Consider the following 23,206-nt stretch of genomic DNA (forward strand, 5'->3'; position numbering starts at 1 on the left):
CGTGAGCAATTAGAAGCTCTATTAGAAGGCCAGATTCTCAATGAATTATACGCGTCGGTTCTCATGTTAGCGTAGCGGTATGCTTCTTAAGTGTGTTTCGATGGCTTCAATCATCGACTTGGTGAGCGGTAAATGCGCTTTTTCTTTCGCCCAGATTTCATGAAAGCCTGCCACGGTTTGCTTGGCAGTATCTAACACCAATTTTTCTGGCAGCATGGCTTTAGCCGCTAAGTGTGACAGCTCATCCAGCGTAAAATCACTGAATTTCTTGCTACGACTCACCTTCAGTGCCGCGCTATCATCGGGGATATAAGGAATAGTCGAGACAAAATCATAAGCAGGCGCAATCGATGCGCCTTAATGAATCAACTAGGAATAATTATATACAAAAACATATCACCGCAATCCCACGAACACAAGAATGATTAGCTCGCTTACAAAATACCACACCCAGCTTTAAGCTAAATCAACCTATTTACTGTTTGGCTTCTCGATTGAAATCCAACGCTGGTAGGCCTTGCCATCGCTTGAAAAGCTTGTTTTACTGTCATTGAAAAAGCGCGGCATTTTCCTGTTTGCGCTGAGCCAATGTCTTAGCAATCGCAGACACTGTTGTTTTACTGATCCCTTGTTGCTTGGCAAGATACGTAAATTGGCTGATGGCTTCTGCGACTTCTTCAATGACTTGCCTTGCCTCATGCCAACTCCCATAGCCAGCACTGGTCGCTAGCTTTTGCATCACCTTAAGCGGTGGCGCTTTACCATAACCGCTGAAAGCAGTGGCGTGTTCGTTGAATGGATGTGGGCTGTAGGTAACATCATAAAAAGGTGCAGGATTCCATTGACCGTCATCCGCTTGCAAAAACGCCCAGTTTTTACTGTGGTCGTCTTGATTAGACGACAGCAGGTTAAAAACAGCACGGCGAAATTGCAGCTGCCCGGCGGCTGGTGATTTACACAACTGACGACTGGCTTTAATTAAATCAATGTAATCTAAACTTGGCGTTCGAAAGTCAGCATCCAGCAGCCCGCAAGCGCTGTGCATATGCAATCGACCTGCACTGCGCTTTCTGCCTAAGTCGGCCTGTTCAGTGACATAATCAAAACGCTTAAGCGCCAACCAAGCAGACGCACCGCTTGTAGGTGGTGCTTCAATGAGTTGCCATTGCGGCGGTTGACACTTAGCAAGTTCTGCCATTTGTAAATAAACTGCCTCGCACAAACCTTCTTCATGCCCGAGTGCGAGATTTTTAGAGGTAAACTTCACCAGCCAAGCCTCATCTCCAAGCAGAGCGAAGGTTCGACAATACTGAGTTTCCCCAGCAGGCATATAAATCTGCGCCTTGGGCCTTGCTCCCCCCGAACTACCTCCGGCGACTAATGCGGCTAACACCTGTTGCGTATGCCCATCTAACTCACCGTGATTATCATCCATATAATCTGACATCGAAGAATCGAACAGCGTTTGTGCTTCTAAGCCTAACGTCGCTAAATCAATATCCGCGTGCGTGGTGGCCGAAAACTCAGACACCGGAGAAAAAGACAATGCTCCCATGCCTTTATCACCGACAAAGGCTAACCTATCCATCGCCGTTAATTGATTAGGCAGGATGCCCTTTTGCCGGAAAATACGATCTTGTAACAACATGCCCCAGCCATCGGGTAAACAATCTCCAAATACGCCATGTACACCTTGGTGCGGCGCTTTTGGAGCGACTTGAACTTGCGCGTTCGACTGCAAGGTAAAAGGAGATAAATTGCCAAACTGCTGCAAATAGCTGTCTGCATACTGAAAAAAAACGCCTTGCCGATTCTGCGCCAAGACCCCTACTGCAACCTGCTCACCTGAACTTAAGGTGCGAGTCACGGCAAGTTTTTGAATGGGTTTAAAACTCATCTTTTAGCACCTCATCAATACTAGAGGGCATAGTGACCCGTTCTTTGCTAGGTTGTGTGAGTTGATAGAGCCTCTCTAGCGAATCAAGGGTCTGCCATAGCAACAGCAATTGGCGAAATGAAATTTGCCCGGTCAGCTCAAATTTCTTAATGGTGGCCGCAGGTACACAGCTTCGCTCAGCAAGCGCAGATCGTGACAGCTTTGCCTGCTTTCGTAACTCACGTAAATAAGCCGCATAGGCTTGGCTTACATCGGTATCATCAAGTAAGGTAAATTTCATCCGCAAAGGCCAAATGGATACAGTAATATCCATTATAGCGAAATAAAACAGAAAGTGGATGTTATTGTATCCATTTATGGTTGAGGTGTTGAAAAAATTACTCGATAAAGCCCTTCAAAACCGCTATGTTTTAGCTCTAACAGCAGCATAAAAACGGCACTGTTTTTCCGTAGTTTTAGCCAAGAAGCACCACTAAGATTTAGTAAAAGCCATAGGCAAGTGGTGGGCAAACCGGCATTTTTGAAAGGTTTCTTTTCGATAAACCATTGAGTTTATTAGGGTCTAGGCCACTACTCAATGAGCAGATCCAGAACATCAAGTAGCCCGGCGTTCCACGCCGGGGGGCGCCCCGCGCCGCGAATCTCAAACCAAAAAAAGGGAGCCCATTCAAGGCTCCCTCCCTCTCTCTTTCTTACATCAGTAATAAGCTTTAACCCCGCTTAAAAGCGATAGTCAAAACCAACTGAAACGGTTTGCGGCTTGTTCGGCCGGGCGCCGTATGGCAGACGCGAAATAATCACCTGCTCATCAAAGATATTCTCTATCTTAAAGAACACAGTGGTTTGTTGGTTCAATGGGTAGCGGCTAATCCAATCTACGGTCAACAATGAGTCGGTTTCGGCGAAAGCGCTGTCATTGCGCTGACAGCCAACATTGACGCAGGTTTCACTCATATACTTCACCACGGCATGGTTGTCCCAGCCATTCGCCATCAGTACGCCAATTTGCGCGCTAAAAATTTGCTCAGGGATATCAGCCAAGGTATCGCCATCTTGCACGCCAGTGAGTGGGTTATCGGCGCTGATTTCGGCACTGGTATAGGTATAGCTTAGGTGAACGGGCACGCTGAAGGTGTCGTACTGCCACTCGTTACCCAACTGTAGCTCAATACCTTGCACGAGCGCTTCGCCAGTGACATAACTACCCGACGTGGCGCCGTTACTGCATGGGCTTGCTACTGAGCAGGCTTCGGCTTGGTTGCTAAAGTCGCTGCGGAAGAAAATCGCTTCGGCAAACAAGTCTTGCGCTTGATAGCGGGCGCCTAACTCGTAGTTGGTACTGGTTTCTGGCTCATCAGTTTCGGTGGCACCGCCGCCGAGTGGAGCGAAACCGCGATGCACACCCGCTAGAAGTTGAACCGAGTCATCAACATCATAGGTTAAAGATACGCCTGGCAACCATTCTTGTGCGTTGCTGCTGCGCTCGCTTGGGCTATCAGTGCGTTCAACCGTGGCATACTGTTTGCGGAAACTATCCGCGTCTTCGTAGCGCAGTGTGGCTTGTATCTTCAAGTCAGCCGTTGCTTGCCATACGTCGGCCAGCCAAAACGCCATAGCATCAGCGCCTTCAAGGCGATTATCGCTGCCCGTTGGTTGCACGGTTTGTTGATAGACTAAGCTGCCGTTGACTTGATCATAGATTTCTGCCGGTTGGAAGCGGTCCATACGGTCGGTGTGGTCGCGTAGGCCTACTTCTAGTTGGTGAGCGCCCAGGTCAGCTTTGAGTCGTGCTTCAATACCGTAGGACTCATAGGCGCGATTGTTGTGGGTATATTTGAGCCCCTGATAGTCGCGCGTGCCGTCCAGCACGGCTTGCGCATCGGCGTCGCCAGCGTTTGCTGCGCTAATGAGCGAGTTAGGGCTACCATTGAGCCAGTCGCGTTTAAACTCATTGCGATAACCAACCAGCGCGAGGCCTAGCGTATCGGTTAAGTCCGCTTCATAGGTTAGGCTAAGGCCAGTGTGTTGATTGTCCATTTGGTCAATTGCGGTTAAGCCATAACGACGGTTTGGGTTGCGCGCAAAGTCAGTATCAGTCAGGCCAGTATAGGTCTCGTTAGAAACTTGCTCAGAGTATTGAGCTTTTGCGGTAAGGCTCTGGTTCACACCTGACCAACGTAGTTTCACCAAGTAATCTTCAATATCGTGACCGGCATCGCGGTTAGAGCGGTCGATGTCTTTAAAGCCGTCACTGTCGCGTTGAACAGTATCGATCAGCCAGCCCCATGCGCCTTCGGTGCCACCATAGTAGGCGTGAATATCACGACTATTGTTCTCGCCCATGCGCAGTGTAACGGCTCCCTCTGACTGCTGGGGAATCGGCGTGGTGACGAGGTTAATCACGCCGCCTGTGGTTTGTGGCCCGTAGCGCAATAATGGTGCGCCTTTTAGCACCTCGATGGTGTGCATGCGATAAGCTTCGGGAAAATAATACGCGGCTGGATTTGAATAAGGCGCTGGCGCAATCATCACGCCATCTTCAAGTAGCGTGACTTTGCTTGACCTGCCACCGGCTGCTGCGCGAATGCCGATGTTTGGGCGTAGGCCTTGGCCGTCTTCTTCACGAATATAAACACCCGGCACAGTCTTGAGCAATTGGTTGATGTCAGTATTTACCTCAATCGCCATTTGCTCTGGGTCAATGACCGCGCTTGACCCTGCCACAGTGCGTGCGGCACGTTTATCGCCAATGATCTGAATTACTTCCCTAATATCGTTTTCGGCAGTTTCATCTGCTTGCACCGTAGGGCTGGTGAGTGCGACGGCAATCGCACCGGCTAAAAATGAATAACGCATACTTCCCCCAAATTTCATATTTTGAAAATTAGGCGAGATTATAAATGAAAACAATTCGCATTTGCAATGGTTGGTGTTTCGCAATTGCGAACTCCCAGTTCGCTTACGCAACCTGGGCATGCCGATGTGCCATTGTGCCGAGAGTCCCTACAGAGTCATCATCAGGAAAGCTCCGAGGTTATTATTTTGGTCAGGTTTGCATAAAATGTTTGCTGATCTGGTTCGCCAACACGGCTAAACCGCGGACACAAAAGTTCGCACCCACATATCAGCTGTCAGGGTTATTTGCTCAAGGGCCGCAGCTTTTGCCCGACCTTGGCTGCTGGCGCGGTATAGGTGCGGCGTCATGGCGAGCAAATGCTGTATGTGCTCGCGCTGGTTCAGTTCGAATACAAAGGTTAAGCGCTGTTCGTCGGCCAATTGCCAATTGTCGGCAGGCACCGGCAGTTGCTCGGGCTTACTGTGCACTTGCGAATAAATGATTTGCTTCAGTTCTAACAGGTGCTCACTGGCTGGGTCGACCATAATCAAACGGCCACCGGGCTTCAGCACGCGGTTAAATTCAGTAGAAACCGGAAAACCAAACAAGCACAGCAGCGTATCGACACTGTCGGCCGGTAACGGGATCTGACTGTTTGAGGCAACCAGCCAAGTGACTCGCGGCGCTTGTGTGGAACCCGACTGTTTGGCTGCAAACTGCACCGCCCATTTAGAAATATCTAAGCCAACGCAGTTCAACGACTGCTGGCGCTGCTCGGCCTGGGCCAAGAGTTCGCGTAGGTAATAGCCTCCACCGCAACCCGCATCAAGCAGCGTTTGCGGCTTACCGTTGAGCACCAGCTGAGCGATTTTGTCGGCCAATGGCTGATAATACTTGGCACGTAAAAACTCAGCGCGAGCTAGCACCATGGCTTTGCTGTCGCCGGGGTCTTTTGAACGTTTGTTCTGCACCGGCAGCAAATTCACGTAGCCTTGTTTCGCCACATCAAAAGTGTGGCCGTTGGCGCAGCGCCATGACCGATGAGAGCTATCACACCGCAGTGCTTGTGTGCAGATAGGGCAGTTAAGAGTCAACATTTCGATAGATCATTGTGAATTCCAAGAAACTTACTATAACACCTCAATCATGCCGAAATTACCCACAAAGTACTAATTTTAATACTGATAAATCGAGATGACCCATCGAACTAATTTGGTCTATGGTTAGAGTTCAAGGTAATATTGCTCAACTTTTAGTGAGAACGCTCAAAAATCGAGCGGAAGATCGGAAGAAAATATGGATTTAAATCAACAGAGCGTCGATTTTTCAGAGCTCTTTGACGCTAGCGCGTCGCCCATTATCGTGTTAGACGCGCAACTGGTTATACGCGCCTGCAACAAAGCCTACGAAGCCCTTATTAACACCAAACGCGAAGACCTTTTAAATCGGCCAGCGTTTGACGTGCTTTCAAGTGGTAACCCTGAGCAAGACGAAGCCCTGCTGCAGTCATTTAATTGAAGACCCCGAGCTGATTCCGTATTTGCACGAACTCGGCATTCATTATGGGCAGGGCTATGGCATACATCGGCCCGCGCCGCTTTAAACCTAACATTAACCAACATTGAACGCCGGCTGTTTCAACAGCTGTTCTGCGCGGCTAATACCTAAGCGCTTGGCCACCTGTTGCCACGCGCCAACAGCGGTTAGAACGTCATCGTAAATGGCTTGAGCTTGGGTACGCTCAAGTCGGAAAAAATCAATCACTTCAAATGCCAAGTTGTAATCGAGTGCATTTGAGGTGTCAGTAATATTCAAATGCAACCCAGTTTTGCCAACTATCGGGTTCAAATCGTATGCGGGTGACAATTTCCAGCCTTTTTCGGTTAACAAAAAGCCGTGATTGCGTAAATGATCATCGGTGTTTGAAATGGCGATATTAAATACAATTCGACGCCATAGTTGGGCAAGGTCAGCTTCAGTTTGTGAGCCGTTGTTAGTTAAAAACTCAGCTAATTCTAAATAGCTCGCCCCTTCAGATTGCTCACCATCGTAATATTGCAATTGCGTCATGGCAGACGTGAAATGAAGCCTATCTGCGCCCACGCGATCAAAGCGTTTGGTTAAAAATGTATGATGATGCGATGAGTATTTCTCAATTTTGCACGGGAACATGTCTACGCCGGCGCTCAGGGCTAACTCGTAACAAAGTAGCTCCCAAGCAGCTACATCATGGTCGTCATTTGAGTTGGGAAATTTGGCAATCCATAAATGATTATGTTCGTCACGAACACAGGCTTTAGGCCGTGCGCCGCCTAACGATGACCCCGGGGCTATAAGCATTTTAAGCCATCGGTAATAGTCATCGCTATCAATATTTTCGTCATGCTCAAGCTGCAAAGCTGCGTATTCAAGCTCACGCAGCGAGGTTACTGGTGGCGCAGCGAAATCTGCGTGGTCATCTAAAAATGCATCAGATTCTGATGTTTTAAATCGTAAACCACCCATACGGTATGAGTCGTGAACACCTAGTAAATAATCGATCTCAGTCATTCGGTCGGTAGCACGCAGGCCTTTTCTAAACTCAATAGCTGCGCGACGCTGCATCAAAATACGGCCCCACCTGTCGGGTGACGAGTCAAGAAACGCACGAAAATTATGGTTTGCGTCGTCATTAAAAAACTCGCCGCTATGCAAGCTCAACTGCGGATCAATTTGTAAGCAGTACGGTGACGTTAGAAACGCGCGATCATAAGCAAAACTAAATATACCGCCCCGGCTGGTGTCAGAAAATCGTAGCTCGCCAACGCGAAGTGGCGATTGAATGGGTAACCACGAGGCATACACGTCCACATTGCGACGGCTCATTGTGAACCCTCAAGTAACTTAATGTTTTGTAACTTAATGCCTACTTCATCGTGCGCGGCCAATTTGGCGAAGTTGTCTTCCATGCCAAGTACGGCCATAACTTTTAGGTATGAGCCTATAGCCACACCGGGGTCTCCGGCAAAAATTTTATTCACGGTTTTATAATCAAACCCGGTTCTGTCGCATATAAGTTTTTTGGTAAATCCGCGGCGTTTCGTCGCCAACAATAAATCCTCGCCGAATATTGCTAATATTCGTCGTTGTTTGGGAAATAAAACTTTGTGTAAGTCGCGCTTTGCCATAAATACCTAGGACTATTATCCTGTTTTCTGTGTATTAAGTGGAATATAGTCCTATAATTGTAGCTATTCAAGTCGAGATCTCGTAATGTATTTGGATATTATTCCTAATGTTAGGTTAAAAATTGGAATATAGTCCTATTTTGGGTGGGTAAACCATGTGTGGAAGACTTAACGTAGTTAGCGATCCGTTATGCCAGCTAGTAACCGAGCAGCTGGGCTTTAAGTTTGACACGCCAACCAATCATGATCTGCGGCCAACGCAAATGGTGGCTGCAATTACCACGCCCATCAACCACAATGGCTTGCAGCAACTGAATACCCAGTGGGGAATACAGCCGCAGTGGGCGAAACGCATTATTATTAACGCCCAAGCCGAAAGCGTGGCGACTAAGCCGACGTTTAAGCGCGCACTCAAACAGTTTCGGTGTGTGGTACCGTGCAGCGGTTGGTATGAGTGGCAGCAAGAAGAGGGGCAACCCCGAAAAACCAAATACCTATTTGCTGAAGCGCATAACCAGCCACTTTACATGGCTGGCATTTACTTTCCGCACCTAGAGCATCAAGCACAGCTCGTTACCCTAACCACCGCTCCCACCGAGCAGTGCGCGCAATACCATCACCGCATGCCGCTGCTTATTCGCCCCAGCGAAGTAGAATTTTGGCTAAATAGCGAAGCCGACGCGCTGGCGCCGCTGTTGCAGGCGCCGGCGGATATTGAGTTGGTTATTTCTGCTTAGGCTTTGTGTGCCATCAACGAAAGCTCAAAGCCGCAAGCTTGTGCATATTTCACTAACGTGGCCCAACTCGGGTTGGTATTACCCCGCTCAAGCCTGCTGATATTGCTTTTACTTGTGTGCATTCTCTTGGCTAACTGCTCCTGGGTAAGGCCTGCCTGCGCACGCATGCTTAACAGCTGATGAATAAGATTGAATTCATCTTCAAGATTGTCGTACTCGGCCTTTACTTCTGGGTTTTTAAGAGCCTGTTTTTTTAGCTGTTCTAAGTTCATGATGTTTTTACCTCCGCTAGCCTTTTACGAGCAATCTCAATTTCATTTTGCGGTATTTTCTGTGTTTTCTTTACAAATACGCTAAGTACGCAGATCCGTTCCCCATTTAAGTAGCAGAACAACCCTCGAGCAATACCCTCTTGAGCCTTAGCTCGTAACTCGAATAGCCCATTGCCTATGGATTTTGTATGCGGCGGGCCTAAGTTAGGACCGTGCGTTTCCATCAGCTCTAAAAGCCGAATCATTCTCGCCTGAATTTTAGGCGGAAGACTTAATAAATCTTCTTCCACACCGCTATAAAACGTGATCGACCATGACATATAAACAACCTCCTTGTTATCATTTATGATAACTTCGATAGTTAAGATTGTCTAATTTATAAGCCTGTACGAAATGTCATTTGATGTGGGTGGGAAATAGCAATAAATGAATATAAGGATTGATAACTTAGCAATTTCGCCGTAAACCCTCGCCCAATCGGGCGGGGATATAAGGCGATTGAGGCGAAGCCTCAACTTCTTCCTTGACAAGCAAAGCCATATCAGGAGAATGCTGGTTATTTATACAGTGGTATAATTTAAATGTTAAGGGCGACAAAAGTACGCATTTACCCAACTCAAGACCAGGCTGAGTTTTTAATAGCTCAGTTTGGCGCTGTGCGTTTCGCGTACAACAAGGCTCTGCATTTAAAGTCTCATATGTATCGCAAGCACAGGGTTACGCTGAACCCCAAAAAAGACATAAAACCGCTGCTTGCAGTTGCTAAGAAATCACGAAAATACCACTGGTTGAAACAATATGATTCAATCGCCTTACAGCAGGCGGTTATCAATCTGCATCAAGCCTTTGACAACTTCTTCAACCCGAAGTTAAAAGCCAAATTTCCGCAATTTAAACGCAAGCACGGCAAACAGTCGAGCTATCACTGTGTGGGTGTAAAAGTGCTGGATGGGGCTGTTAAGTTGCCCAAGATGCAGCCTGTAAAGGCAAATATCCATCGTGAAATCTCGGGAGCAGTTAAAAGCATTACAGTGAGCCTGAGTAAAACTGGTAAATTCTACGCCTCTATCCTTGTGGATGATGGAGTTAAAGCGCCTGCATTACTTCACACTATAAGCAAGGTTACAGGTGTTGATTTGGGGCTGTCTCACTTCACCATCGAATCAAACGGCAGAAAGACTGCCAACCCTCGATTTGTAAAACGCGCTGAGAAAAATCTCAGACGTAAGCAGCGTCAGTTGTCTCGTAAGGCTAAAGGGAGCGCCAACCGAGCAAAGGCTCGTTTGTTGGTTGCTAAATGCCACGAAAAAGCAGCAAACGCTCGTGCCGACTTTCAACACAAACTCTCTCGAACTCTCGTTGACGAAAACCAAGCGGTGATAGTTGAGACATTGAAATCGGCCAATATGATGAAAAACCGTAAACTGGCAAAACACATAGCCGATGCCTCATGGTATAGCTTTGTCAACAAACTGGAGTACAAACTGAAAGAGCAAGGCAAATACCTAGTCAAGCTCGACCAGTGGTACGCCAGCTCTAAGACTTGCCATTGTTGCGGTCATAAAATGGAAGTAATGCCCTTATCGGTTCGCTCATGGGATTGTCCCTCATGCGGAACGATGGGTATAGATCGCGACTTAAATGCCGCCTTCAATATCCGTGATAAAGGCATTCTGGAATTAAAGGCGGCTGGACGGTCGTCTCTGCTTATGGAAGCTGCGTAAGCCTCGATACTATCGAGCAACGGCTAATGAAGTAAGAAGCATCGCCCGATAGGGCGGTGAGAAGTCACTTAACCAAGGGAACCTATGAAACGAGCACTGTTTGTCATTCTATTTGGCCTAGCCGCGCCAATGTCGCACGCGCTCGACCAAGCCAGCCCTTGCACCACCGTTGAGGCCTGCATTGCGCTGATACCTGAAAAAGACGTACCGAGTTACAGCAACGGCGAAGCCGATGAAGCCGTCAAAGCCCAGTTGCGTGCCTTTGGCCGCGACGCCCTAGAGCCCTTAGCCAAGCTTTCTGCGCACCCCAACAGCAACAAACGCCAGCTAGCCGACACCCTTATTGCAGACATAAAAGACATACGCCAAAGCGACTTTGAGCTGGTGCGCCAGGTTATTCAGAACAACGTAAAATTAGATGGCAGTGGCGGCTGGGCATACCGGTTGCTAGGCCGTATGGGCGGTGACCAAGCCGTTGAATTTTTGGTGAGCGAGCTTGTACGAGAAGGAAAAGGCGGCAACCAAATTGTGTTTGCGCTAGCCAAGATTGGCGCGCCGGCCATACCGCATTTGCTTAACGCTATGGCCTGTAAAAATAACTGTACCCCAGAAAGTTACGCAGGCTTTCAAGAAGTGTTTGATGAACTGCATCAACTTGAAATATCGGATCAGCCAAGTGCGCTTGCGCTTCTTGCGTTGGCAAAAAACAACGACATTCACCCAGATATGCGCAAGCTGGCGCTGGAATGGGTGGGCTACATAACCGCCGAAAGCGCGCCCGTTGAAGCCGAACTTATTCGCATGGTAAAAGCCAACCCCGAGCTGAGTGAGCACGTACTCACCTCGCTAAAAGTACTGAAAAGCCCCTATGCGGCGGACTTGTTAGTGGCCAAACTAGCCCAAGGCGAGGGCCTGCACCGCGAGTGGATACTGCGTGACATTGGCCACCTTGGCCATACCGCCAAGCACGTGGGCGCCGAGGTTGAGCACTACCTAAATGCAGAAGACTGGAACACCCGCGCCGCTGTAGCGAGAACACTCGGCTTTATTGGTTATGAAAAGGCCGCGCCACGGCTACAAACGATGCTGCTCAACGAGCAAGACTGGCTGCAAGTGCACGCCGCCTTGCAAGCCTTGCATTGGTTGCAACACAGGCCAGCACTAGACGACATTGAATATGTTGCAACCAGCCACTGGTATGCTTTGGTACGTGACTTTGCCGCAGTGACCGCACAACGACTGCGCGCAGACCAACCGCCATTAGAAAAAGACGCTCAGCATTATTATTCACACCGCGCCCGCAATTGTAGTGCCGATCAATTTGCCATCATGGCAGAACCCGAGCAGATAAAAATTTATGACCGTGAATTTAACGGCCTAAACCAATTTAGTTACAAACACCCTTGGTGCGCTGACAAAGAGGCCGCCGAAGCCGATGAATACCTGACAGAGTTTTGCGCCTCGCTCGAAAGCATGGTGCAGCCAAATGTTGCTGCCAAAGTTGGCGACAGCTGGTTAACCGGCACCAACAACGGCGAGTGGGGCGGCGAAATGATGGCGTTTTACAAAGACGGCAGCCATGAACAGGTGTTATGGACCAACATAGAAGACATATACAGCTACGGCTCTACCGCCTATGCCACCACAGGGCTGGCGCACTTAGGCATGAATAATGGCATGTTGTACCGCGCCACTGAAATAGCCAAAGGCTTCGCCGTAGAGCCTATTTACCGCCTGCCCGGCGCGCCCATGACCTCATGGAAGATAAACCCCCAGGAAATATTGATTAACACCTATTCTGGGCCCGTTATTTTTAACCCGGCCACTGGGCTGCGTACGCCGGATGGGTGTGAGGTTCGAACTAATGTGGAAAGTTAATACGATTTAATGGAGGCCACAAATGGCGCTACTGGCGCTGCGGCCTTGCCGATGGCTCCGCCGTTTCGGTGAACATTTACGAAAAAGCACCGGGTAAATCGGCACTTTCGATTGAGCACTCGAAGCTTGAAAGGGACGCGCAGGTTGAGCATTGGCGTGGGTGGTGGAAGGGGGGGTGAAGGAGCTTTGATAGAACAAGTAATTTACAACGCGATAAATTAAAGCCTATGAGCACAGCGAATAATTAATTAAGATAGGCAGAACATAGTCTCACTAAATTTATAAATAAGAGCCAAAAATGGAATTTCCAGTCATAGATCTGTTTGCAGGGCCGGGCGGCCTTGGCGAGGGATTTAGCTCTCTAAATAATGGGCAATTAAAATTTAAAATAATAGCCTCGGCGGAAAAGGACCAGTATGCCCACGAAACCTTAAAATTAAGAGCCTATTTTAGGCGTCTTAAAAGCGACTTTCCTCAGTACCTATCTGATTATTACGATTTTGTTAACGGGAATTCAGATTTACCATGGACTGAACGTACTCGCGACATCTGGCAGGATGCCGTGTCTGAAGCGCTATTAGTAGAGTTGGGGACCGAAGAGGGAAATGCGAGATTAAACGCTGTAATTGAGGACCGTCTAAAGGATTTTCCTAAGGATATGCCGGCAGTACTAATTGGTGGGCCGCCTTGCCAAGCGTACTCATTAGCTGGGCGAGCGAAAAATATGAATGATGCTCGCTACGATCCATTGAAGGATACGCGAAACTTTCTTTATCGTGAGTATTTAAAGGTACTTCAATCCCATAGCCCAGCTGTCTTTGTTATGGAGAATGTAAAAGGCATCTTGTCGTCAAAAATAAATAATCAATTTATTTTTCACCAGATACTGCAAGACCTTTCTGAGCCAACTAAAGCTCTATTTAATAAAAAAGATGGCCACCGGTACGTAATTTGCTCATTAGTAACCGATGTGCACTTTAAAGCTGGAGATGATCCCAGTTCAATTGATTCAAGATCTTTTATTATTAAGTCAGAAGATTATGGAATTCCTCAGTGCCGCCATCGAGTGATTTTATTGGGTATACGAGAAGACTATTATCGAGATGATATTCCCTTACTTGAGAAAACAGAAATTCGGACAGTCGGATCGGTCATTAATGAGCTACCTCGTCTTCGGAGTAAGTTTTCAAAAATCGACGATAGCGCAGAAGTTTGGTCGAGGTTAATTTCTGAGAGCATTCGAGCAATCGCAGAACGGCTACGCAGTAAAAAGCGAAAAGCAGATTCCGAGTTAATCAAAAATCTTACTAAAGTTTCTAAAAGCCTTCCAAAGGAAGTATTAAAGACTGGAGGCCTTAGGGTTCCTGAGGTGGAGCATAATTTTGCAGTATCCAAAATAGAATTATTGGAAGGCTGGTATAAAGACAATAATTTAAAAGTTGTACTTAATCATGAATCTCGAGGACATATCCTCAAAGATATTGTGCGCTACACCTATGCTGCGTGCTTTGCGATGACTAACGAACGCTCTCCTCGAGGACATGGAGATTATGACCACGTAGGTTTAGCTCCAAGTCATAAAAATTGGCAATCGGGTAAGTTTGTTGATCGGTTTAAAGTGCAAGAACGAGAGAAACCAGCGTCCACGATAACAAGCCATATATCGAAAGACGGCCACTATTTTATTCACTACGATCCGACACAAGCTCGAAGCTTGACCGTACGCGAAGCTGCAAGAATTCAAACATTCCCAGATAATTACTTCTTTCAAGGGCCTAGAACACAACAATATCATCAAGTTGGAAATGCAGTGCCGCCAATGTTGGCTAAACAGATTGCAGCAGTAGTGTTGAAGGTACTAGCTGATAAAGCAGTTGAAAAATAATTTCATTATTGTTTATATGGTGTAAGCATTTTTTATTCGGAGTCGTTTATGGAGCTGAAAGATTCCCAGTGGAACATTTTACATTGCGCACTATTTATTTGTGCAACAGACGGACTAATTTCCGAAACGGAAGAAGAAACAGTAATAAAATTATTTGCTAAGCAATTTCCGAGTGTGTCGAAATTTCGGATAGAAGCAGAGGTTGATAAGTTTTTTTCGAGTAACGAACAATTAGAATCGTACGCAAAAAAAATTACTCAACAACATGAACAAAGTTTAGCAATTTCCATATCTCAAACGGCGGCATCGAGTGACGGACTTGATTATAGAGAAAATTTTGCATTAAAGAGACTGTTAAATTTATGGAATCTTGAAATACAAGGTGGCGCAAATGGAGCCTAACTTTGTTGATATGGCGCCTAGTCCGAGTTCACATATTCAGACACTGACGAAGATAGGCTATACATTTAATTCAGCTATCTCCGATATCATCGATAACTCGATAGCTGCTCAGTCTAAAAACATATTAATTTTTGCTAGTCATCAAAATTCGAGTGTCAGAATAGCAATTTGTGATGACGGTTTTGGAATGAGAAAAGATGAGCTTATTCAAAATATGCGAATTGGCTGTAAGGATCCAGATGATTTAAGAGGTGAAAATGATTTAGGCCGTTTTGGTTCCGGATTGAAAACAGCCAGTTTTTCTCAAGCTGAAATTTTAACTGTGATAACGAAGACGCGTGAAACGGATTTCGCAGGGGCATCTTGGAATATTGAAGAAATAAAGAAATCTAATAGTTGGAAGCTAAAAATTCTCTCATCATCAGAAATTTTAAAAGAGCTGAGTAATATTCCTGAGATTGAATCCTTGGGCACTGCCGTTATTTGGAATAACCTCCACAGCTATATAAATTCTAATGACCTTAATTCTGTTGACCTTGAGGATATGCTAGCGGATCAAGTCACTTGGCTTAAAAAATATATCGGCCTACATTTCCATAAATATCTAACTGGAAGCGGGAAAATCACTATATACGTAAATGGTGACAAAATTCTTCCTTTAAGCCCTTTTTTGGAGCATGAAGACGGGTATTGGGAAGGACCAACACAATCCTTCAGGATGAGACAAAGGTTAGGGAAGGTTGAGGTAAAGGTACACAATATCCCGCATGCTGGAAAGTTATCGAATAAAGGGCGAGAGCAGCTGGAAGTGCTTAAAAGTATTACTAGTGGCCAAGGGTTTTATGTGTATCGTAATAATAGATTGATAATAGCAGGAGGTTGGTTGGGATTATCAAAGAACTCTCAGCTTGGAAAGCTAGCTAGAGTTGAGGTTAATATTCCATCATCTCTAGATAGTGATTGGACGACGGACGTAAAGAAATCCTCTATTGAAATTCCTCATCAGGTAAAATCTCGTTTAAAAGCAGCTATTGAAACGCCAGTCCAACAATCCAAACGAGCCTACAAATACAGAGGTGTGGCTGATAAGGCAAATGACTTTTGGCTAATCATCGAAAATAAGGCAAAACACGAAATTTCATATCAAATCTCTTCCAACAATCATGAGCTACAGACCCTTCTTTCACAGTTAAACTACAACCAAAAGCAGATGCTAACGAACTATTTGAAAGGATTGGCTGCAAATATCCCATGCCACAATATTTACCACGTGATGGCCGAGGGAAAGGAAAATATAAATCAAGATTATGATGAGCTTGAGAAGGCTCTCTCGGAGATATTATTAAATGGATAAGCAAGCATTTCATAGGGTTCGGCATAGCATTATATGCTTTTGCGAAAAAGCGCTAGAGCGCGGAGAAAAAGTTAGTCGTGATTTTATCGAGGCTGCGATAGATAAATATATTGAAAACCCAGTGGTTGCCTCGACTATCGGAACGCTGACCAAGACCGACAAAGAAAAACTTAAGTTTAACATTGAAACTCAAATCAATGTGAGAATTTCCGATGAGATAGTAGCGTTACGGAACGAAGAAGTTAAACGTTGGTTGGACCACAAAAGAGATGAGGTAAATTGGACCTTTTGGAATGCATATAGAACCTATCTTGAATATGAGGGGAGAACTAAACCAGTAATTGATAGTTTAGAGAGAGTGATAGACTTGGTTTTGGATGCAACAGGAGATCCAACAACACCAGGGAGTTGGCGGCGCTCTGGTTTGGTGATGGGAAATGTTCAGTCAGGAAAAACACAAAATTATATTGGTTTAATAAATAAGGCCATTGACGCTGGATATAAGGTTGTCATCTTACTGGGTGGACATTTAAACGAACTTAGGAATCAAACGCAAACGCGAGTAGATGAAGGAGTGATAGGGCGTGAATCTATCCAGCTTGCAAAAAATCAAGGACGAGACAAATCCAAGCGCGTTGGGGTAGGTAAAATTCGAGATGAAAGCAAAGAGGTGATTTGGTTCACATCCAAAGATGCGGATTTTAAAAAAAGCGCTGCTGATCAAATCGGTGTTTCATTCAATAGCGTGACGAGCCCAGTAGTCTTTGTTGTAAAAAAGAATGCCGCAATTCTCAAAACGTTATACGAATGGATTGTTAACAAGCACGATCTGGATATACAAAACGGCAAACTGATAAACCTTCCTTTGCTTTTAATTGATGATGAAGCCGATTATGCCTCAATCAATACAAAACATTCGAAGAACGATATTACAGCGATAAATGAAGGTATCAGAAAGATTTTAGCGACATCTAGCAAGACGAATTATATTGGTTATACAGCCACTCCTTTCGCGAATATCTTTATTGATCCAGATAAGGGTAATGATGCTCTGATTGCAGATGATTTATTTCCAAAGGATTTGATGGTAAGAATGCCAGCCCCTGATAACTACGTAGGGCACAACCATTTTTTTCCATATCAGGATTTTGAGGCCGATCAGGAGGTGTCGTCTTCCATTACTTTGATTGATGATTTTGAGCAGATGCTTCCAGCGAAGTCGAATAAAGAAACGCGCGTTGACGTATTATGCGAATCGTTAAAGGAATCGATTCAAGTTTTTATGCTTGCGACTGCCGTGAGATATACGAGGAGCAGCTCATTTACCGATCATTCAACTATGCTAGTTAATATGAGTCACTTGACTGTAATTCAAGAACAAATAGCTAGTTTGATAGGTGACTATGTCGATAAATTTAAGAAAGCTAATGAATTAAATGGTACGAAAGAAGCTGACATCGCGGTCATCGAAAGCAATTATTTTTCCTCGTTGCATGATGTCTACCAAAGGGAATTTCAAGTGGATTTATCGTTTAGTGAAATTTTTCCGGCAATTAGAAAAGTTATCTCGAAACTAAAAACGATAGCGGTTAATGCTGGTTCGAAAGAGCGCTTGGACTATGATGAGTACGATGAAAATGGCCTTGTTGCAATTGCAGTTGGCGGGCATAAGCTTTCGCGAGGGTTAACATTGGAAGGGCTGATAGTTTCTTATTTTACTAGAAACTCCAAAATGTACGATACCCTAATGCAAATGTGCCGTTGGTTTGGCTATCGGCCAGGTTACAAAGACCTTTGTCGGCTTTATATCACCGAGCAGTCACTGAGTTGGTACACATTTATTTCAGAAGCTATAGATGAGCTATACACTGATTTGGAACTAATGTTCTATCGAAAAAAGACACCGAGTGAATTTGGATTAAAAGTTCGCGAACACCCTGGATCTTTGCTTGTAACAGCAAGAGCTAAGATGCAGACAGCCGAATCCTGCATACGTTCTCTAGATTATGCGGGCGAAAGATACCGTAGATTCGATTTTTACACAGATAGTCACGAAAATGATAAGAATATTGCACTTGTAAAAAATCTGATTTCGAATTTGATTGAAGAGTATAAATACAGCGAATTAGATGGTGACGGTTCTTATGTTTTCTATGACGTCGATTATGAAAAAGTGATTAACTTTGTTTCTTCATTCTCAGTAGTTGATAGCGATAATTCGCAACATCTCGTTATTGATTACTTGCGCAAGCTAAAAGCCCTAAAAGTTCCGAATTTTCGGGTGTGTTTGAGAAATCAAAAGAACGCAGCTTCGACTTGGTGGACCCGCTTCAATGGGACAGAAGAAAGGTTGCCTAAGTCGATTTCTTATCATGAATCACTACGTCCAATCATCGCAGCGCGGAGGCGTTTAAGCTTTGGTGACGATAAATTAGTAATGCGGTCACACAAGTCGGAGTTGGGCGATCCGAAAGATGAGAATATCCTAACTGGTAGCACAGTAAGAACACGGGCCTCTGCAAAGGATTATATAGCGGATGTAGATCGGGACTTTCCCGGCCTGATAATTTACACATTCGCGGTTGGAGTAATTGAGCCATCGACGGTTATAAGAGAGAAAGATAAAGAAAAAATATCAAATATTGTTATTCCTCATATTAATCCAACTGTCGGATATTCCCTTTCGTTTCCCTTACTTGAAAACCTAAAGGGGCTAAGTGGCGCCGAACTGCAGAGATTAAAACAGAGAGCAAAGGTTCTATACAAAACGAACGTCATTTGGCGTGAAGTATTTAATGAAGACGATTTCGAAGACGCCTATGACGACGATGAATGAATCTAGTGGCCCTTTCAGAGATGATCCATGGTCGGATATGAATATAGGTTTATATCCTCGCTCAGCACGGCGACTTTACCAAAATGATGACAGGTTTTGGGTGTCGATTGATGAACATGGTCGGCGTTTATTTTTTGTTGAAGAAAATGGGGCATACGAACAGTCGCGGCTGGAAAAAGTAGCTTTTGTAGAAATTCATCACTATCAGCCTAAGCAAGGAGTAACTCGGGCATGCTGTGTTCTGGAAGATACCAATTTATTAGACATGTTCACGATAGTCGCAAAAGATGTAGCGTATAGGTGCTCTGACTATACAGGCCAAAAGTTGTTTAAAAACTTCTATGCACGGATAGAAGCGTGGGGCAATTTCCTGAAGCCTGCGAGGTCCGGTATAGGGTTTAAAAGGTTAATGGGTTTTTTCTCTGAACTCTATGTCTTAAAGACACTATTTGCGGATTGGCTGCCAGCTGAACAAGCGATCCAAGCTTGGGGCGGGCCTAGTGGAAATAACCAAGACTTTTTGTACAACGGAGTCTCGGTCGAGGTGAAATCCACGCTCTACGGTGAAAAAAAAGTCGTTACGATTTCCTCTGAACACCAATTAGATTCAGATGGGGAACAATGCTTCCTACTCCATATAAGCCTTTCTCTGGGCAACACATTCAATAGTTTAACTTTGAGAGATTTAGTAACCGAAATTGAACTTACGCTTACAGAGGATGCGCAAGCATTGTCTGACTTTCGGGTAAAGGTGGCTCAAGACTTTGGGCAGGCTTCTCGAATTGAGTTAGACACCCCATTTTTGATACGAGAATTAAATATTTATAACGTTGATAATCACTTCCCCAAACTAACTCCAAAGCATATTCAGTACAGTGAGATTTCTGGCGTAAAATATAGATTAAACCTGACTGGATTAGGAATTTGGGGCGAATTTATCGAACTAAGGGAGGTATTAAGAAATGGAGATAAATAACGATTTTCGTCGTGATTTACTTAATAGACTTAAACTAACCGCACTGGAGCATCTCAGCTTCGAGGAAGAGTTGTTTTTTGAAGAAGTATCGGAGTTACTCCAAAGTGCAGGCATATTGGATGACATTGAATACGCGCCTTATAGAAGCACAAGTAAAGGAATGCGATTGGATGGCTACTCTTGGAATGAATTAGAAAGGACTTTAAGTCTCATCGTTAATCATTATAGCGGAGACGAACGAGCTCCAAATCTTACTAACTCGGATATCAATAAAATAGCAGGACGCGCTACAAAGTTCCTAGAGCAACTTGATAACGTAAAGTTTTTGGATAGCTTAGAAGTTTCGTCAGATCGAGTGGTGGCTGATCAATTAAGATTATATTTGCCAGATGCTCAGAAACTAAGAATCGTTATTTATTCAGATTGCGACCTTAGTACAAGATTAAAAAAAATACCGGTCAAAGATACCTTAAACCGCCCTACGAACATAGAAATTTGGGCGATTGACAGAATTGCATCTTTATCTATGGCGGATGGAGAGAGCGAATCTTTTACAGTAGACTTGGTTGATATTTGTGGTGGGCTTGATGCTCTTCCAGCAAATACAGCAGAACACAACAGCAGGACCTACTTGTGTGTAGTTCCGGGGACTGTTTTGAGTAAATTATACGACGAGTTCGGGCAGAGGCTGCTCGAGGCTAATGTCAGAACCTTTCTAGATTTTCGCTCCGGAGTCAATAAGGGGATTAGAAAGGCTTTGTTAACTGAGCCAGAGAATTTTTTTGCCTACAACAACGGACTTACCTGCACGGCAACCGATGTAACACTTACTGAAGAAAGTGGAAAGGTTATTATTAAAAAATTAGAGAACTTACAGATTGTAAATGGTGGTCAGACCACAGCGTCAATCTATTTTGCGCCCCGTGAAAAAGGCGGAATGGGTGACTATCAATATAAAGACATTGATCTCGAAAAAGTCTTTGTCCAAATGAAACTGACTGTAATTTCAAACCCAGATGTTTTGGATGAAATGAAATCAAATATCTCTGAATATGCAAATACGCAAAACTCAATTCAAAAATCAGACTTGGTATCTAACCATCCATTTCATCGAAATATTGAAAAAATGGCTCTATCGACATCAATGCCAGCAGGGCACCACGGAGTTTCCACAAAATGGTTCTATGAGCGGGCTCGAGGGCAGTACAATACTCGTCTGCGCGCCTTAACGCCAGCTAAACAGAGACAATTCAAGGCCGAGTTCCCACCATCACAGAAATTTAGTAAAACGGACATGGCGAAATTCGAAAATACATGGCGTATGCGACCTTTTGAAGTGAAAAAAGGCGCTCAAGCAAACTTAAAATTGCTGGGAGCTCGAATAGCTGAAGAATATGAAAAAGATGAAGATAGTTTTAAGCAAGTTTTTTATAGAGATTTAATCTCAAAAGCGATTCTCTTTAAAGAAGCCGATTCGTCAATATTCTCATCGGCCTGGTACAGAGATGAGAGTGGGTTTAAAGCGGAGACAGTAACCTACACCTTAGCGTTTCTTAGACACCTTTTGATAAAAAGAGGGCAAGACATCAACCTCGAGCGAATCTTTAAATCACAAAGTATAAGTGAAAATTTGCGAGCTGAAATCGTCAATCTCGGGTTATTTGTAAGAGGGAAGATATTAGATCCTAATTTCAGAAATGGAGTTGCGAATCCATCAGAGTTTTGTAAATCCCAAAAAGGATGGGAGTTAATTAAAGGGCTTGAATATCAGACTAGGTATCTATCATCAGCGGATGTTTTGACGTTGAGTCAGCAAAAGGAAATGATGAAGGATAAAGATGAGTTAAAAGCTGCAGGACGTCAGATAAACAACTACGAAATATTAACGCAAATCAGCTCTCAGGAGTGGTTGGAAATCAGAAGTTTCTTCATTTCGGAGGGATATCCTCCTTTTCATAAATATATCAATTTGACGTTAAAGTGTTCCAATATACATGGAGGCAAAGTGGTTCCAACTGAACAAGAGATGAAAGAGGCTATTGAATTAAGGAAAAAGGCCTATGAACTAGGGTTTGACTTTGTAGCCTAAGATTGCGGTGAACATTCGGTGTAACGCATAGACCGGTGCTACCAATCCCGCAACTGCTGTATCTGCTTAATCCGGTCACGCTGCACGGTCAGCGCTTCAAATACATCGTTGTAGTTAGTGTTGTTGGGCGTTAAATCGGGCAACGCAAAATTTGCCTGAGTAAAGAACTCACGCTGGTTGCTGTCCCATGCTTGCGGCCACCATTCCAAAATATAAGCGCGTGACTGCGTCAACCTCTGTCGTGTAGGTAACTTGTCCGACTTATTTTCGTTGATTTTTTTCTGGGTCGGTAACAAGTTCCACAAGTCGTTATTGGGCCAGCGAGCAAACGGAAAAGCATGATCAACCGCGTAAGCGTTCTTATTTAACGAACGGCCGCTCCAGCAGCAATCGACATCAGCCAATGCATCAACACGTTCACGAACCCTGCGGGTTGATCGCTCTGGGTTCTCCCATTGCAGTGCATTAAAATAGTCTAATTTAGTGTATGCGCTAGGGTGCTCGCGGTTATAACCTTCCATCTGTTAATGGCCAACTAAACTGACCCACTTTCGGCCATTAATTTTGATCCACTGTTCGTGGCTTCGGCCACATTTTTCTGTACCGTTTCCCGTTCAACTAACAATTCGGGGGCGGCACATTGAAGGAGTGGACAGTGATACACAAAATAAAATCGATGTACGACAACGGACAAGGACTCTCGATCCGTGCCATTAGCCGAGAGCTGAACATCTCGCGCAACACAATGAAAAAATACTTAGCAATGGACGCGCAAGGTATCTGCGTGATGATGGAAGATACCTCGCGTGAAAAGTGGCTTGATGGCTATCGCGATTATCTGATCAACCAGCTTAAAGACTACCCCAAGTTGTCCGCAGTGAAGCTCATGCGCCGATTATGTCGCAAGGTGGGCAAGCTGCCCATATCCGAACGCAGCATGCGCCGTTACGTGCAAAACTTAAAAGCTGAGGTTGCTGTCGGGCAGTATCGTTATTATGAACCCATCATCGAAACTGTTCCCGGTGTGCAGTGTCAGGTTGACCCTGGTGAGCTTCGTGGTGTGCTCATCAATGGTAAGCCACACACCGTTTACTTTGTTGCGTTTGTGCTCTCATACAGCCGCCTCATGTACGTAGGCCTTTCGCTGCAACCG

20 protein-coding genes and 1 pseudogene are annotated in these 23,206 nt (G+C 45.1%); 11 read left to right on the forward strand and 10 right to left on the reverse strand.

What is annotated here, in order from left to right; genetic code table 11:
• Nucleotides 1–66: 66 nt before the first annotated feature.
• The 5 genes from NOG12_RS11550 to NOG12_RS11570 form a co-directional block, all read right to left on the reverse strand.
• A complete protein-coding gene (locus tag NOG12_RS11550; protein ID WP_431668112.1) occupies nt 67–282 on the reverse strand; it encodes a hypothetical protein in 216 nt (71 codons plus the stop codon).
• A 265-nt stretch (nt 283–547) separates the two neighbouring features.
• Complete coding sequence (locus tag NOG12_RS11555) at nt 548–1,897, reverse strand: type II toxin-antitoxin system HipA family toxin (protein ID WP_313933325.1); 1,350 nt, start codon at nt 1,895–1,897, stop codon at nt 548–550.
• Entirely contained in the window at nt 1,887–2,177 is a 291-nt protein-coding gene (locus tag NOG12_RS11560) for a helix-turn-helix domain-containing protein (RefSeq protein ID WP_313933326.1), read from the reverse strand. The genes NOG12_RS11555 and NOG12_RS11560 overlap by 11 nt, the downstream gene beginning before the upstream one ends.
• Nucleotides 2,178–2,617: 440 nt before the next feature.
• Nucleotides 2,618–4,753 carry a TonB-dependent receptor family protein gene (locus tag NOG12_RS11565; RefSeq protein WP_313933327.1) on the reverse strand — a complete coding sequence of 712 codons (2,136 nt, stop codon included), beginning with the start codon at nt 4,751–4,753 and terminating at the stop codon, nt 2,618–2,620.
• Between the two features lie 234 nt (nt 4,754–4,987).
• Nucleotides 4,988–5,830 carry a putative RNA methyltransferase gene (locus NOG12_RS11570; RefSeq protein WP_313933328.1) on the reverse strand — a complete coding sequence of 281 codons (843 nt, stop codon included), beginning with the start codon at nt 5,828–5,830 and terminating at the stop codon, nt 4,988–4,990.
• Between the two features lie 199 nt (nt 5,831–6,029).
• Between NOG12_RS11570 and NOG12_RS11575 the strand changes: the two genes are divergently transcribed.
• Nucleotides 6,030–6,251, forward strand: a complete 222-nt coding sequence (locus NOG12_RS11575; protein ID WP_313933329.1) for a PAS domain-containing protein — start codon at nt 6,030–6,032, stop codon at nt 6,249–6,251.
• A 93-nt stretch (nt 6,252–6,344) separates the two neighbouring features.
• On the opposite strand, the gene NOG12_RS11580 is transcribed toward NOG12_RS11575, so the two are convergent.
• Nucleotides 6,345–7,598 carry a type II toxin-antitoxin system HipA family toxin gene (locus tag NOG12_RS11580; protein WP_313933330.1) on the reverse strand — a complete coding sequence of 418 codons (1,254 nt, stop codon included), beginning with the start codon at nt 7,596–7,598 and terminating at the stop codon, nt 6,345–6,347.
• Nucleotides 7,595–7,900 carry a transcriptional regulator gene (locus NOG12_RS11585; protein WP_110075600.1) on the reverse strand — a complete coding sequence of 102 codons (306 nt, stop codon included), beginning with the start codon at nt 7,898–7,900 and terminating at the stop codon, nt 7,595–7,597. The genes NOG12_RS11580 and NOG12_RS11585 overlap by 4 nt, the downstream gene beginning before the upstream one ends.
• A 155-nt stretch (nt 7,901–8,055) precedes the next feature.
• On the opposite strand from NOG12_RS11585, the gene NOG12_RS11590 reads away from it, so the two are divergent.
• On the forward strand, nt 8,056–8,637 hold the full coding sequence (locus tag NOG12_RS11590; RefSeq protein WP_313933331.1) for an SOS response-associated peptidase: 582 nt from the start codon (nt 8,056–8,058) through the stop codon (nt 8,635–8,637).
• Here NOG12_RS11590 and NOG12_RS11595 read toward each other — a convergent pair.
• Both NOG12_RS11595 and NOG12_RS11600 read right to left on the reverse strand, forming a co-directional pair.
• Nucleotides 8,634–8,909 (reverse strand): helix-turn-helix domain-containing protein, encoded by a 276-nt coding sequence (locus tag NOG12_RS11595; RefSeq protein ID WP_313933332.1) that lies wholly within the window; start codon nt 8,907–8,909, stop codon nt 8,634–8,636. The genes NOG12_RS11590 and NOG12_RS11595 overlap by 4 nt on opposite strands.
• Nucleotides 8,906–9,229: a type II toxin-antitoxin system RelE/ParE family toxin gene (locus tag NOG12_RS11600; RefSeq protein ID WP_313933333.1), complete on the reverse strand. Its 324-nt coding sequence runs from the start codon at nt 9,227–9,229 to the stop codon at nt 8,906–8,908. Before NOG12_RS11600 ends, NOG12_RS11595 begins: the two co-directional genes overlap by 4 nt.
• Nucleotides 9,230–9,490: 261 nt before the next feature.
• Here NOG12_RS11600 and NOG12_RS11605 point away from each other — a divergent pair, with 261 nt between their 5' ends.
• The 8 genes from NOG12_RS11605 to NOG12_RS11640 all read left to right on the forward strand — a co-directional run bounded on the left by NOG12_RS11605 (nt 9,491) and on the right by NOG12_RS11640 (nt 22,053).
• Nucleotides 9,491–10,633 (forward strand): RNA-guided endonuclease TnpB family protein, encoded by a 1,143-nt coding sequence (locus NOG12_RS11605; RefSeq protein WP_110077114.1) that lies wholly within the window; start codon nt 9,491–9,493, stop codon nt 10,631–10,633.
• Between the two features lie 84 nt (nt 10,634–10,717).
• Nucleotides 10,718–12,511, forward strand: a complete 1,794-nt coding sequence (locus tag NOG12_RS11610) for a HEAT repeat domain-containing protein (protein ID WP_313933334.1) — start codon at nt 10,718–10,720, stop codon at nt 12,509–12,511.
• Nucleotides 12,512–12,809: 298 nt separating this feature from the next.
• Nucleotides 12,810–14,396 (forward strand): DNA cytosine methyltransferase, encoded by a 1,587-nt coding sequence (locus tag NOG12_RS11615; RefSeq protein WP_313933335.1) that lies wholly within the window; start codon nt 12,810–12,812, stop codon nt 14,394–14,396.
• A 48-nt stretch (nt 14,397–14,444) separates the two neighbouring features.
• A complete protein-coding gene (locus tag NOG12_RS11620; RefSeq protein WP_313933336.1) occupies nt 14,445–14,798 on the forward strand; it encodes a hypothetical protein in 354 nt (117 codons plus the stop codon).
• Nucleotides 14,788–16,152 (forward strand): ATP-binding protein, encoded by a 1,365-nt coding sequence (locus tag NOG12_RS11625; protein WP_313933337.1) that lies wholly within the window; start codon nt 14,788–14,790, stop codon nt 16,150–16,152. The genes NOG12_RS11620 and NOG12_RS11625 overlap by 11 nt, the downstream gene beginning before the upstream one ends.
• Entirely contained in the window at nt 16,145–18,988 is a 2,844-nt protein-coding gene (locus NOG12_RS11630; protein ID WP_313933338.1) for a Z1 domain-containing protein, read from the forward strand. The genes NOG12_RS11625 and NOG12_RS11630 overlap by 8 nt, the downstream gene beginning before the upstream one ends.
• Nucleotides 18,972–19,964, forward strand: a complete 993-nt coding sequence (locus tag NOG12_RS11635) for a PD-(D/E)XK motif protein (protein WP_313933339.1) — start codon at nt 18,972–18,974, stop codon at nt 19,962–19,964. The genes NOG12_RS11630 and NOG12_RS11635 overlap by 17 nt, the downstream gene beginning before the upstream one ends.
• A complete protein-coding gene (locus tag NOG12_RS11640; protein ID WP_313933340.1) occupies nt 19,951–22,053 on the forward strand; it encodes an AIPR family protein in 2,103 nt (700 codons plus the stop codon). The genes NOG12_RS11635 and NOG12_RS11640 overlap by 14 nt, the downstream gene beginning before the upstream one ends.
• Before the next feature lie 38 nt (nt 22,054–22,091).
• On the opposite strand, the gene NOG12_RS11645 is transcribed toward NOG12_RS11640, so the two are convergent.
• The gene (locus tag NOG12_RS11645) at nt 22,092–22,574 is read right to left on the reverse strand and encodes an HNH endonuclease domain-containing protein (protein ID WP_313933341.1); all 483 of its coding nucleotides are present in this window, start codon (nt 22,572–22,574) and stop codon (nt 22,092–22,094) included.
• A 134-nt stretch (nt 22,575–22,708) separates the two neighbouring features.
• Here NOG12_RS11645 and NOG12_RS11650 point away from each other — a divergent pair.
• Nucleotides 22,709–23,206: pseudogene (locus NOG12_RS11650) on the forward strand (helix-turn-helix domain-containing protein); the annotation flags it as partial.

The sequence above is a fragment of the Pseudidiomarina fusca genome (assembly GCF_032227045.1).
Lineage (GTDB): Bacteria > Pseudomonadota > Gammaproteobacteria > Enterobacterales > Alteromonadaceae > Pseudidiomarina > Pseudidiomarina fusca.